The organism is Virgibacillus profundi (genome assembly GCF_002287375.1).
In the GTDB taxonomy this organism is placed as follows: domain Bacteria; phylum Bacillota; class Bacilli; order Bacillales; family Amphibacillaceae; genus Virgibacillus_K; species Virgibacillus_K profundi.
The window spans coordinates 72,199-86,320 of the sequence record NZ_NPOA01000002.1 but is presented as its reverse complement, the minus strand read 5'-3'; the positions used below and the strand labels follow the sequence as shown (position 1 = coordinate 86,320).

The window sequence follows — 14,122 nt, the reverse complement described above, 5'->3', positions numbered from 1 at the left end:
TGTCGAAAGAATTTTCAGAAAAATGAGCGTATATCTCTTGAATTAGCTTACTATAGCTTCTATAATTAATTACAATAAGACTAGTAGTAATTGCTCATTTCCTTGATAAATACAGCTTATGAAGGGGGTCAACCTAGTGTACTACAACATTTCAGAACAGGATATTTATTTATTTCATCAAGGTACAAATTATCATAGCCATCAGCTGCTGGGATGTCATACCACCCGGTGGAAGGGTGAATCCGGCTACCGTTTTTCAGTTTGGGCTCCCCATGCTGAAAGAATTTCGGTTGTTGGTGATTTTAATCAATGGAGTGGCGTTGACTACCCGTTGGAAAAAGTTACGGACGAGGGACTATGGATCGCTTTCTTTACCGATATCCCCGCAGGCATTCCGTATAAATATGAAATTGTCGCTTTAAATGGTGAAGTGCTGATGAAAGCAGATCCTTATGCACTTCAGGCAGAACTGCGCCCGGCCACTGCATCATTAACACCGGACCCTTCAACCTTTATGTGGACAGATCAAGACTGGCAGGAAAAGAAGCAATCCTTTGATTCACATGCTTCCCCTATTTCTATCTATGAAGTACATCTGGGGTCATGGAATACAAAGGAATCTGGTGAGTTTTATACATACCGCGAGCTTGCGGGTCGCTTAATTCCATATGTTCAATCGTTAGGCTATACCCATATCGAGTTGCTTCCACTCGCCGAACATCCCTTCGACCTTTCCTGGGGATACCAAATAACCGGCTATTATGCTGTTACATCAAGGTATGGTTCTCGTGAGGACTTCAAATATTTTGTGAACGAGTGTCATAGACATAATATTGGTGTGATTATGGACTGGGTGCCAGGGCATTTTTGCAAGGATGACTTTGCACTTCGCATGTTTGATGGAGAGCCTTTATATGAATACGCCAACCCGCTTAAAGCTGAAAAGCATACATGGGGAACGTTAACCTTTGACTTTGGACGACCTGAAGTACAAAGTTTTTTAATTTCTAATGCACTTTTCTGGCTGCAGGAATACCATCTGGACGGAATTCGTGTCGATGCAGTGGCAAGTATGCTCTACCTCAACTTTGAGAGAAGTGATGGGGAATCAAAAATTTACAATTCATTTGGTGGTGAGGAAAACCTTGAGGCGTTTGCATTTATACGTAAACTTAACAAGGTTGTTTTTTCATACGAGCCTAACACATTGATGATGGCTGAAGACAGTTCTGATTTGCCGCTCGTTACTGCACCTACCTATTCTGGCGGTCTCGGTTTTAACTTTAAATGGAACATGGGCTGGATGAATGACATGCTGAAATATATGGAGAAAGATCCGGTCCACCGGAAATGGCATCACAATTTACTTACATTTTCATTCATGTACACCCATACGGAAAACTTCCTACTTCCGCTTTCACATGATGAAGTGGTTCATGGGAAAAAATCCTTGCTTGATAAAATGCCTGGAGATCAATGGCAGCAATTTGCGAATTTGCGATTATTATACGGCTATATGATGGGTCATCCCGGGAAAAAACTATTATTCATGGGTAGTGAATTAGGCCAATATGCAGAATGGAAAGATAAAGAGGAATTGGATTGGCATTTGCTGGAGTACCCGCTACATCGCGCAATGTTCCAGTATGTGAAAGCATTAAACCACCTATACAAAGAGAACCCGGAATTATATGAATTGGATCATAATCCTGAGGGATTCGAATGGATTGATCCCCATAATATTGCGCAAAGTGTCATTGCTTTTAGGAGAAAAAGTACATGCCCTGACAGTGAACTGATAGTTGTTTGTAATTTCACACCAAACGTCTATTTTGACTATAAAATTGGAGTCCCTGCCCCTGGAACCTATATGGAAATCTTTAATTCCGATGCAAAAGAATACGGCGGATCGGGGCAAGTAACTGATGCAGAACATTTTAGTTTTCCCGAAAATTGGCATACATTGCCACAGCATATAAAGATAAAAGTACCGCCATTGGCTGTTACAGTTTTTAAACTCAAGGCTGTTTTCGCATAGATTGGGACTGCGCACGGCTTGTCCCACCGAAGTGATTTATTGTATCTGCACCAAAGTTGATCTAAAAGATGACGTAATTACTGTTTGCTATAGAACTTCTATAATCGCCGTTCGGGATCGCTCCGGGCGGATGCGGACCTTAGGGCACGGCCTTAGCCTCCTCGAGAAAACCACTCTGCGGGGTCTTCGGACACGTGCTATTCCCGCAGGAGTCACCGCCCTTCGCTCACCCGAACTGGTGAGAACTGGTGAGGTGGTTCGATGTTTCGTTTATTGATTACTAATTCAGTTCATCGGCGGTAAACGAAATACCAGCGGAGAAAATACACGGAGACTCCTGCGGGAGCAGAGGCCTAGATGAGACCCCGGAGAGCGACAGCTCGAGGAGGCTCATCAGCCGCCCGCGGAAAGCGTAGTGTATTTCCGCAGCGCTGAATTAGCACTCATCTTCTAAAGGGTGAGAGGAAATCACACTAAAGTTACGTCGCATTTTATAGAAACTATGAAAGTTAAAAAAGCAACAAATGGTTTCGATGGGGCGAGCAGTGCGTAGTCCCAGTATTTTGATGTTGGAACAAAGTGCAGTCCCAAAGTTTACAAAACAGTCAATCTCAATAAAAATCACAAGGAGGATGCAAAATGAAAGAATGTGTAGGTATGCTGCTCGCTGGTGGAGAAGGAAAGCGTTTGGGAGCTTTGACACACCATTTGGCAAAACCGGCAGTACCATTTGGAGGTAAATATCGGATTATTGATTTCACATTAAGTAATTGCGCCAATTCCGGCATTGATACATTGGGTGTCCTTACCCAGTACTCCCCACTCGAACTTAATAAGCATGTTGGCAGTGGGAAGCCCTGGGATATGGATCAGCAATATGGCGGGGTAACCACACTGCCACCATATACAGCAAAACATGGGGCTGACTGGTATTCCGGTACAGCAGATGCTATCTATCAAAATATTAATTTTATCGACCAGTATGATCCTGATTATGTCCTGGTGATTTCCGGTGATCATATTTATCAAATGGATTATCAGAATCTATTGAACCAGCACAAAGAAAGTAAGGCAGATGCAACGATTTCAGTTATTCCCGTGCCATGGGAAGAGGCATCTCGCTTCGGCATTCTGAATGCGACGGATGAATTAAGAATCTATGAATTCGATGAAAAGCCTGAAAACCCTAAAAGTAATCTGGCATCGATGGGGATTTATATCTTTTCTTGGGACATATTGAAAGCTTATCTTATGGAAGATAGGAAACTGAATGCATCGAGCCATGATTTTGGTAAAGATATTATCCCGGCGATGTTACAGGATAATCGTCGTTTATTTGCCTATCAATTCGAAGGCTATTGGAAAGATGTCGGAACGGTTCAAAGCTATTGGGAGGCCAATATGGATCTTTTGGATGAGGATTGGAGCCTTTCCTTAAATAATAAAAAGTGGCATATATCAACGAATGACTCGAACTTCCCTCCACAATATTTTGGTGAGGATGCCATTGTTAAACATTCACTCGTTAAGTCCGGGTGCTGGATCAGTGGGAAGGTTTATAGTTCTGTCATTTTTAAAAATGTATTGATTGAGCGAGACAGTATGGTTATCAAGTCCATCCTGCATCCTGGAGTTGGGGTCGGAAAAAATTGTATCCTGGAACGTGTCATCGTTATGGAGAACACCGTAATACCGGCAGGAACTATAATTCGAACTAACAAAGATGAGGATCCGCTTGTGATTGATCAAAAGGTATTAGAGGAAAAGTTATCGGTAACTGGAGGAGAGGTTGTATGAAAACACTAATGGGCCTGATAAACCTGGAACATGAGCATCATTATTTACATGAATTAACCTATTTTCGTAATGGAGCCTCCATCCCCTTTGCGGGACGTTATCGGATGATCGACTTTACACTTTCCAATATGACGAATTCCAATATAAAAGAGGTAGCTGTTTTTGCCCGAAATAAATACCGTTCGTTAATGGACCATCTTGGCACAGGTGAGCACTGGGAACTGGATCGTCGAAATGGCGGGCTATTTATCCTGCCACCTGATTGGAATGATCCATCTGATATTTCAAAAGGGGATTTACAGTTTTTCCATAACAATCGTGATTATTTCAAGCGGGGGAAATCTTCCTATGTACTCATTAGTGGCAGCCAATTTATAAGCAATACAGATTATAAAAAAGCTTTTGATTTTCATCTTGATCGTGGTGCTGACGTCACGCTTATTTCTACAACTGCTGAAACACCTCTTCCGGAGCATGGGTCGTATTACCGGATTGCATCGGATGACGCAGGTTGGGTACAAGGGATAACGAATGATAAAAGCAATCCCCAATTATTTACCGGTGTTTATATCATTAACAAAGATGTACTCATGGATATAGTTGATCACTGTATCGCCCATTATAAAGGCAATTTTTTTGCCGATGGGATTATCGGAAATCTTTCGAAGCTAAATGTCCAGACATACCAAAACGATGGCTATAGTGCATTCATTAATTCGATTGAAAGCTTCTATCGACATAATATGAATCTATTGACGGAAGAAAACTATCGGCAGTTATTTTATAAAAAACCTTTTATTCGAACAAAGGTCTCCAATCATCCGCCAGTGAAATATCGGGATAAAGCATTTGTCAGCAATTCGATTATCGCAGATGGTGGTGTGATTAATGGCGATGTGGACAGCAGTATATTGTTTCGGGGTGTAACAGTGGAAGAAGGCGCTACAATTAAGGATTCCATCATTATGCAGCGATGCACGATTGAAGCCGGGGTACATCTGGAGAATGTAATTTTAGATAAAGATGTTCATGTGACGGCAAATCAGAAGCTAATCGGATCCAAAAAGAAACCATATGTCGTTGCAAAGAGGCAAGTTGTCACAAACTAATGAAAAGGAGAGATCTTGATGAAAAACGTGTTATTTGTTGCTTCAGAATGTACCCCCTTTATTAAAACAGGCGGATTAGCGGATGTAATTGGATCTCTTCCTCAAGCACTGAAACAAAATGAAAAAATAGACGCACGAGTTATCCTGCCGCTTTATGACGAAATAGATGAAGCATGGAAAAATCAAATGGAATACCACATGTCATTTGACGTTCAAGTCGGTTGGCGCAGTCAGGAAGCAAGCATTTATACTTTAAAATATAACCGGATTATGTATTATTTCATTGCAAATACGTATTATTTTACCCGTAAAGGGATCTATGGATATTATGACGATGGTGAGCGTTTTGTGTTCTTTAGCCAGGCTGTGATTGAGGCATTGGCACATCTTGATTTTAAACCGGAAATCCTCCATGCACATGATTGGCAGGCCGGAATGGCTGTAGCACTTGCCAATATCAAACAACCGATTGAAAATATGAAAACAATATTTACGATTCATAATATTAAATACCAAGGGATCATGCCACTTGAAACCTTTGATGATTTCTTTCAATTTTCCAGGGAGCATATCGGCGGGATGGAATGGAATGGCATGCTGAATTGCCTGAAGAGCGGGCTATTCCATGCCGATAAAATTACCACGGTCAGCCCAACCTATGCAGAAGAAATAAAAGATCCCTACTATAGTGAAGGACTTCATCCAATTCTTGAAGAAAAGTCAAACGATTTAATCGGCATACTGAATGGCATTGATATGAAAGAATACAATCCATTAACAGATCCTCAGGTGCCGATTCGATATCGTTCATCAAGGGCAAGGAAGAAAGAAAATAAAGTTCTGCTTCAGGAAAAGCTTGGCCTGCCAAAAGACGGAGATATACCAATGTTCACAATTATTACCCGTCTGGTGGAGCAAAAAGGACTCCATCTCGTTCAGCATATTTTAGATGAATTTATGGAGGCGGAAGTACAATTTGTTGTACTCGGAACCGGTGATCCGGAATTCGAAGCTTATTTTGCTGATGCTGCCCATCGCTATCCGGACAAATTAGTCACCTTATTAACATTTGATGAGGGGCTTGCAAGGCAATTATATGCAAGCGCTGATTTCTTTGTAATGCCTTCCAAGTTCGAACCATGTGGACTGGCCCAATTAATTTCCCTGCAATATAAAACCGTACCAATCGTCAGGGAAACCGGCGGACTAAAAGATACCGTCCAGTCCTATAATGAATTTACCAGCGAAGGAAATGGATTCAGCTTCCAAAGCTATAATGCACATGACCTTTTATCCGTCCTGCATCTCGCTCTAGCAACCTATCATCATCCGGAAAACTGGGCGAAACTAATGAAAAATGTGAACAAAAGCCAATTCAGCTGGAAAGAATCAGCTGGTGAATATGCAAAATTGTATGGACAAATTAAAGCGGAAGCACTTGTTTGACAAGGTCTTATATAGGATCGTCCCATCGTAAAAAATGTTGTATCTGCTACGTAGTCGATAGAAAAGGCGACGTAGTGAAAATTCATTTTTACAAACGCCGGTTGAGAGCAGAGATTCGCTACGGAAACACATTTCGCTTTCCGCGGGCGGCTGGTGAGCCTCCTCGTGCTACGCACTCCGGGGTCTCACCTATGCCTTTCCTCCCGCAGGAGTCTTCAATGTGTTTCCTCCGCTAGAATTGTGCTTTAAAGTTTTTTAAAAATGCGGGAAAAGCACGTGTCTGAAGACCCCGCAGAGTGGTTTTCTCGAGGAGACTGAAGCCGTGCCCGCGGAAAGCAACGGTCCGCAGCGGAAAATAACCAAGCGCATACTTCACAGTTTATATCTAATGCGAGGATTAAAAAGCAACAAATGGTTACGATGGGGCGTGCAGTGCGTAGCCCCAGTATTTTGGCGGTGCAAACGAAATGCAGTCCCAAAACTTAAGAAAAAGAGCCTTAATAAAACAATTAACACCAATATATCGTTAGGGGGGATTTCCCTTGCTCGAATTAACTGCAGAAGCTTTCAAAGAAAAGATTACCAATAAGCTAAAAACAGATAGAGGAATCGAAATAGGCGATGCATCCGATAAAGACATTTATTATGTAATTGCCGCCATTGTTAATGAAGAAATTATGCCCCAGTGGTATGACACCCAAAAAAAATACGAAGAAAAGAATAATAAACAGATTTTCTATTTATCGATGGAATTTCTCGTTGGAAACCTGCTACAAAGCAACCTGCTTAATTGTGGCATGCTGGACGTTTCCAATCAGGCACTGAAGGAGCTTGGTTTAGATCCGGAAAATATATACGCCAAGGAACATGATGCAGCTCTGGGGAATGGCGGCCTGGGCCGGTTAGCTGCATGCTTCCTGGATTCCTTGGCATCCCTAAACTACGCAGGACATGGGTATGGGATTAGATATCGCTATGGATTATTTGAACAGCGGATTATCAACGGCAACCAGGTGGAACTGCCTGATTATTGGCTGAAGAATGATTATCCATGGGAAACAAAGAAGGAAGATGAAGCTGTTTGCATTCATTTTCACGGAGATGTACATATGTTTAAAAAGAACGATGGAACCCTCGAATTCAACTATGAAAATACCGATAAAGTGATGGCGATTCCTTATGATATCCCCATTATCGGCTATGAGAATAAAGTGATTAATACCCTGCGTCTTTGGAGTGCTGAAGCGGTGTATGATGAACAGGAAACCCTGGCAACCGAGAACAATGAATTTTATCATGATCTTGACCACAAGCATTCCATTGAACAGATTTCCGGATTTTTGTATCCAGATGATTCAAACCATGAAGGAAAGGAACTGCGCCTAAAACAGCAATATTTCCTTGTCTCATCCAGCATTCAACATATCATTAAAAATTTTAAGAAAAACAATCACACATCATTACGAAGATTACCTGAAAAAGTAGTCATTCAAATAAACGATACCCATCCAAGCCTGGCAATCCCGGAATTAATGCGGATATTAATGGATGAAGAGAATTTCAGCTGGAATGCTGCCTGGGAAGTGACAACGAAAGTCATCGCCTACACGAATCACACGACACTTAGTGAAGCACTTGAAACATGGCCGAAAGGGATGCTCGAGCACCTGCTGCCACGTATTTATATGATTATTGACGAGATTAATGAACGCTTTTGCAAAGGTATTTGGTATGACCATGAAGCTCTTAGAGATACTATTCCAAGCCTAGCGATTATTGCTGATGACCAAGTCCATATGGCGCGGCTGGCAATCGTCGGCAGTTTTAGTGTAAATGGCGTCGCCCGCATCCATACTGAAATATTAAAGAAACAGGAAATGAAGCATTTCTACAATCTTTTCCCTGACCGTTTTAATAATAAAACAAACGGAATTACGCACCGGCGCTGGCTGCTGCAGGCAAATCCCAACTTGGCATCACTCATTACAGATGTAATCGGTCCGCAGTGGATCAAGCGCCCAAAACAGTTGATCAGTTTATTGAAGTATTCAAAAGACAGTTCCCTTTTGGAAAAATTTGATCAGGTAAAACATGAAAATAAAAAGATCCTGGCAAATCATATCTATGAACGGACGGGAATTCTAGTCGATGATCAATCGATTTTTGATGTGCAGATTAAACGGCTTCATGAATACAAACGGCAGCTGCTCAACATTTTTCATATCATTTATCTGTACAATGAGTTAAAGGTAAATCCGAATCAGGATATCACACCACGGACATTTATTTTTGGAGCAAAGGCAGCGCCAAGCTATCATTTGGCAAAGGAAGTCATTAAACTGATCAATACCGTGGCATCCATTGTAAATTACGATCCGGATATTCGTGGCAAACTGAAGGTTATCTTTTTAGAGAACTACAATGTCAGTCTTGCCGAAAAAATTATTCCCGCAGCAGATATCAGTGAACAAATTTCGACCGCCAGCAAGGAAGCGTCGGGGACAGGAAATATGAAATTGATGATGAACGGTGCGTTGACAGTTGGTACATTGGATGGTGCCAATATTGAAATAAATGATCTAGTAGGTAATCAGAATATGTTTATATTTGGCCTGACAGCAGACGAAGTAATGGATTATTATCAGCATGGAGGTTTTGATGCAACAGCCATTTATAACACGGATGATCGGGTGAAAAGGATTTTGGATCAATTAAATCAAGGTGAATTCGGCTCACATGATATTGAGTTTAAAGATATTTATTACAATATCCTTTACCATAACGATCCCTATTTTGTGTTAAAGGACTTCGAACCTTATATTGAAACACATGAAATTGTCGAACGAACCTACCGTGATCGATTAACATGGCTTAATATGAGCGTAACAAACATTGCCCATTCCGGGAAATTTTCCAGTGACCGAACAATCCGCGAATATGCGACAGATATTTGGAAGGTGAAGCAGGTTTGGGGTTGAGATGGAGATAAGTTTATAAGCGCCTGGATTAGTAGTCCGGGCGCTTATTCTTGGGTGTTTTGATTTAAAGTGAAACTTCAGTTAGAGAGGGTTCTACAAATATCCTAATCCTAGCTTTCAAAAAACCAGAATTTCAAGAAGAATGAAAAATCAAAGTGGAAGGCATCCATGATTGCAGTGGAATCTCCTTGATTTAAAAGGCATAATTTATGATTTTTCACACCTAATAGCTAACCAAATATATCCAATCAAACAGAACAATAAAGTACAGCTTTTTCTCTCACTAAATCCTCATTCACGTTCACTCCCAGACCAGGAGAATCACTGACCTCAATTAATCCATTATGGTAATGAGTTTCTGCTAAATCTTCTTTAAACATTAATGGACCAACCATCTCATTTGACTTAATAATGGATTGCGACAATGATAAATGGGCACCTGCCATTGTAGCTATGGCGGATTCAACCATGGAACCAACCTGGCACTGCATTCCGGCAGTTTCAGCTAAATTTGCGAGCGCAATAGCTGGATAGATTCCACCAGCTTTCATCAGCTTAATGTTTACCAAATCCGCTCCTCTAAGCTGAATGAGACTTAACAAATCTTGTGCAGAGTGAATACTTTCATCCGCCATAATATTTACATGTGTTGCCATTCTGATTTCTGCCATGGACTCGTGATTTCCAGCTTTTATAGGCTGCTCATACCATTCCACATTACAGTCCTTCGTATTTTCAATTACATGAATAGCACCACTTGTGTTCCAACCCTGATTGGCATCCACCCGGAGCTTCATACTATTAGGAATAGCATCTCGTACTGCACGAATTCGTCCGATGTCTGTCCTGGGATCTGTGCCAACTTTAATTTTAATATTGTTGAACCCTTCCTCAACAATTTGTTTAGCTTGTAATGCCATTTCTTCAGGTGGCAAGATACTAATAACCTGCGGAATATCTAATTTCTTATGAGCTCGTCCACCGATTAGCCGATATACAGGCTGATTTGACAATTTCCCCATAAGGTCGTAGAACGCAATATCAATTGCAGCCTTTGCTGACGGTACATCTTTTATTTTATCATTCATTTTCTTATGAATAAGATTAATATTGAATGGATTTTCATTAATCACTAGGGGAGCCAACTCATGTTTGATAATTTGAAATGTACTTTCCCACGTCTCACCAGTAACATGCTGATCTGGCACTGCCTCTCCCCAGCCAACCGTACCATTTTCTGTTTCCAGTCTCGTTATGATTGTAGGCATATCATCATAGCGGTCATACGAAACGATAAACGGCTTTTTTAAAGCTAGCCGTATTCCAAAGACTTCCACTCTTTTAATATTCATAGAAAAACCTCCCACTATGGAAGAGAGAAGCAAGAATTTTTCCCTCTTCTTTATAACAATATTTCGTACAAGGTCTACATCACCTTGCCTAATTCCGCATCAACCAATTTTTCTGCTTTGAAAGTATTTTATATTAATTAAAATTCCTTATAACGTTTATAAACAACTCAATGGATGATGCAAAAACATCCTCATCAATATCAAATCGTGGATGATGATGTGGGTAGGAACTTTTTTCTCCATTCATACCAACAAAAATAAAGGCACCCGGTTTTTTTAGTAAATAATTTGAAAAGTCTTCACCGCTCATTACAGGATCAACAAGTTCGAAAACATCGTCACCAAATGAAGTCCGAATAACATTTTCCACAAAATGACTTTGCTCAGAATCATTGATCAATGGAGGAGTGCCTTTCATATAATTAAGCTTTCCTATTGCATCAAAGCTTCCGCAGATTCCTTCTACAATCTGCTGCATTTTAGAACGTATCAATTCCGTTGTCTCTAAATTAAATGCTCTTACCGTCCCCTGCAGTTTTGCTGAGCTTGGAATAATATTATAGCCCGATCCGGATTCAATTTGACTAACCGTAATTACTTTGGCCTGCATCGGATCCGTTTTACGGCTGACAATGGATTGCAGTCCTTGGACAATATGTGATGCAACATAAATGGGATCAACGGTTTCATGCGGCATAGACCCATGTCCACCCGCACCTTCAATAATAATCTCAAAGTCATCAGTTGATGCCATCATCGGGCCATGTGCCAAACCAATTTTACCTTTTTCCATCCCCTGCCATAGATGAAGCCCGAACACCGCGTCTACCTGGTCTATAACACCAAGTTTAACTAAGTGTTCAGCACCACTTGGAATTACTTCTTCTGATGTTTGAAAAATAAACATAACATTGGGTTCCATTTCGTTTTGGTTTTCTGACATCCATTTTGCAACAGCAAGTAAAATTGCCGTGTGACCATCATGTCCACATGCATGTGCTACACCAGAAATTTGCGAAATATAACTTTTATCCCCCTCTTCCGTTATTGGAAGTGCATCAATATCAGCTCTTAATGCTATCGTTTTATCCCCTTTTGTGCCTTTTAAGAATCCAATGACACTTGGGGGCTCATAATTCAACGTTTCTATCCCCAAGTCATCCAGCCGCTTCTGGATAAATTTCGACGTTTCGAATTCTTTCCCAGACAATTCAGGATGCTGATGTAAATATCTTCTATCATTTATTGCCTGTTCCACCAATTGATGCATTGTTTTTTCACTCAAAAAGTCTCCACCCTTCACAACTCAGTGCCGCTTAAAAAATAAATAAATGTGCAATTGTTATAAAAATTGCCCCCAGTACGTACTGAATTAAAATTAATGGCCATACCCAGCGTACCCACTTTGTCCAGGTTATCCCTGCCGCAGCCAGTCCAGCCATAAAGTAGCCGGATGTTGGCGTAAAAATATTGGAGATACCGTCACCAAACTGGAAAGCCAATACCGCTGTTTGTCTGCTTACCCCTACTAAGTCTGATAGTGGAGCCATAATCGGCATAGTTAGTGCTGCCTGTCCGCTTCCAGATGGGACGATAAAGTTTAAAATCGCCTGGGAAATATACATTCCCACTGCAGTTAACCCAGCTGGTAATGAGCTAACAGCACTAGCTAATCCATGCAATATGGTGTCCATGATTTTCCCGTCTTGCAGCACAACCAAAATAGCATAAGCGAATCCAACAACCAAGGCCCCAAGCACCAGTACCTCACAGCCTTTAACAAATGCTTCGGCTATTTCATTTACATGCATTTTTGCAACTATCCCCATAATGATACCCATGAGAAAAAATAATCCGGCAATTTCTGTAATATACCATCCATATTCCATTACCCCAAACGCCAAAACAACAACGGTCAATATTAGAATTCCTAATATTATACCTTGACGCGCAGTTATCTTTTGCCCATCCTGATTAAAGTTATCATTTCTTTTTTGATCTTCTTCGTACATAATACTCTTTGTCGGATCTTTTTTAATCTTTCTCGCATACAACATGACGTACGTAATACTTACACTGACAAATATTAACCAGAAAACAACCCGGGGCACAAAACCGGAGTATATAGGCAGCTCAGCAATTCCCTGTGCTACACCAACGGTAAAAGGGTTCATAAATGCTGCAGAAAAACCGGCGGATGCACCACCTAATACAATCGCCGCACCAGTAATGGAATCATACCCAAGCATTAGCGCGAGTGGCGTGATAATCATGATGTATGGAATCGTTTCTTCAGCCAATCCGAATACGGCTCCACCTAAAGCAAAAAATATCATTAATACGGGAATCAGATATATTTCCTTCCCATTCATTTTAGTAGAGATACTGTTAATGGCACCATCCAAGGCCCCTGTGGCCCGGAAAACCCCGAAAGCACCGCCGATGATAAAAATAAAGAAGATAATACTTGCACCATCAACCATTCCCTGGTGAAGGGATTGAAAAATACCTAAAAAACCAACTGGACTTGATTCAATCTGTGTAAATGTACCTTCAACAACGACTTCTCTCCCATCACCGTCTATAATGCGCTCGTATTCCCCTGCAGGAACAAGGTATGTAGCAATGGTAGCAATGACAATTAAACTGAAGATAATAACATAAACATGCGGTACCTTAAACCTGCTTTCTGATTCGATTGTTGAATTGCTTTCTGGAATCATTTGTTTTCCTCCCCTATTTTATTATTTTCCACTTATTTTTAATAAGCGGATTCGATAATAATATTCGGACAGCCTCCTTTTCAACATTTTTTCATTTACAAAAACCTCTCACTTCATAAAAAAATTATGGGATGAAAGTGTTTTATTTAATTGATAAGCAAAGCAGAATCTTTCGGGATAATTAAGAATACCTTGCTTAAATCCTTCAATTTTTCCGTAATGATTGGTTTAATCTAAATTGGTACAACGAAGTAATATAGCAGAAGTGTTTGTGTGGTTAGTGAAAGCCCGTCCACCCCTTTCAGGTTTATGGAAGGTTGGTAGTACTCCGGTTTTATGTAATCGCTTACATTTATGTATTAAAATGGGAATTTGGAATTATATAAATATTAGTATACATCACATTACCTATAGTCGCAAGACATATTTAAGTTTCTGATGAGTTCATGCTTTCCTTAGGCAGCAGGGGCTGATCATTTAGAATCAACTAAAAAAAAACGCCACCAGAAGTTTCAAACTTCTGCTGACAGTTATTAATTAAAAGTGCAGATCATAATTAAAAATGCTGCCATAAAAAGTAATAGAATAAGACTGATTATGTAAATGAAACGATAATTTTTTTTACTTTCCAACTTCATTCTCCTCTCTCTATATATAAAATATTATATAGAAGCACCAA

8 protein-coding genes are annotated in these 14,122 nt (G+C 40.5%); 5 read left to right on the top strand and 3 right to left on the bottom strand.

Annotation, left to right across the window (positions count from 1 at the left end; genetic code table 11):
• The first annotated feature begins 136 nt into the window (after nucleotides 1–136).
• From glgB to CIL05_RS03470, 5 genes are all read left to right on the top strand, one after another.
• Nucleotides 137–2,038: a 1,4-alpha-glucan branching protein GlgB gene (gene glgB / locus CIL05_RS03490; RefSeq protein WP_439144821.1), complete on the top strand. Its 1,902-nt coding sequence runs from the start codon at nucleotides 137–139 to the stop codon at nucleotides 2,036–2,038.
• Nucleotides 2,039–2,677: 639 nt separating this feature from the next.
• A complete protein-coding gene (locus CIL05_RS03485; RefSeq protein ID WP_095654124.1) occupies nucleotides 2,678–3,835 on the top strand; it encodes a glucose-1-phosphate adenylyltransferase in 1,158 nt (385 codons plus the stop codon).
• On the top strand, nucleotides 3,832–4,944 hold the full coding sequence (glgD, locus tag CIL05_RS03480) for a glucose-1-phosphate adenylyltransferase subunit GlgD (protein WP_095654123.1): 1,113 nt from the start codon (nucleotides 3,832–3,834) through the stop codon (nucleotides 4,942–4,944). The genes CIL05_RS03485 and glgD overlap by 4 nt, the downstream gene beginning before the upstream one ends.
• An 18-nt stretch (nucleotides 4,945–4,962) precedes the next feature.
• The gene (gene glgA, locus CIL05_RS03475) at nucleotides 4,963–6,390 is read left to right on the top strand and encodes a glycogen synthase GlgA (protein ID WP_095654122.1); all 1,428 of its coding nucleotides are present in this window, start codon (nucleotides 4,963–4,965) and stop codon (nucleotides 6,388–6,390) included.
• Between the two features lie 542 nt (nucleotides 6,391–6,932).
• Nucleotides 6,933–9,368 carry a glycogen/starch/alpha-glucan phosphorylase gene (locus CIL05_RS03470; RefSeq protein WP_095654121.1) on the top strand — a complete coding sequence of 812 codons (2,436 nt, stop codon included), beginning with the start codon at nucleotides 6,933–6,935 and terminating at the stop codon, nucleotides 9,366–9,368.
• 248 nt (nucleotides 9,369–9,616) lie between these two features.
• On the opposite strand, the gene CIL05_RS03465 is transcribed toward CIL05_RS03470, so the two are convergent.
• From CIL05_RS03465 to CIL05_RS03455, 3 genes are all read right to left on the bottom strand, one after another.
• Nucleotides 9,617–10,720: a mandelate racemase/muconate lactonizing enzyme family protein gene (locus tag CIL05_RS03465; RefSeq protein WP_095654120.1), complete on the bottom strand. Its 1,104-nt coding sequence runs from the start codon at nucleotides 10,718–10,720 to the stop codon at nucleotides 9,617–9,619.
• A 133-nt stretch (nucleotides 10,721–10,853) separates the two neighbouring features.
• Nucleotides 10,854–12,005, bottom strand: coding sequence for a M20 metallopeptidase family protein (locus CIL05_RS03460; RefSeq protein WP_338066916.1), 1,152 nt, complete (start codon nucleotides 12,003–12,005; stop codon nucleotides 10,854–10,856).
• Between the two features lie 31 nt (nucleotides 12,006–12,036).
• Nucleotides 12,037–13,443, bottom strand: coding sequence for a YfcC family protein (locus CIL05_RS03455; RefSeq protein ID WP_095654119.1), 1,407 nt, complete (start codon nucleotides 13,441–13,443; stop codon nucleotides 12,037–12,039).
• Nucleotides 13,444–14,122 lie beyond the last annotated feature (679 nt).

Bases quoted from the DNA above. Each gene is read 5' to 3' on its own strand.
- CIL05_RS03485 (WP_095654124.1), top strand. From the start codon at position 2,678: ATGAAAGAATGTGTAGGTATGCTGCTCGCTGGTGGAGAAGGAAAGCGT.
- glgD (WP_095654123.1), top strand. From the start codon at position 3,832: ATGAAAACACTAATGGGCCTGATAAACCTGGAACATGAGCATCATTAT.
- glgA (WP_095654122.1), top strand. From the start codon at position 4,963: ATGAAAAACGTGTTATTTGTTGCTTCAGAATGTACCCCCTTTATTAAA.
- CIL05_RS03465 (WP_095654120.1), bottom strand. From the start codon at position 10,720: ATGAATATTAAAAGAGTGGAAGTCTTTGGAATACGGCTAGCTTTAAAA.
- CIL05_RS03455 (WP_095654119.1), bottom strand. From the start codon at position 13,443: ATGATTCCAGAAAGCAATTCAACAATCGAATCAGAAAGCAGGTTTAAG.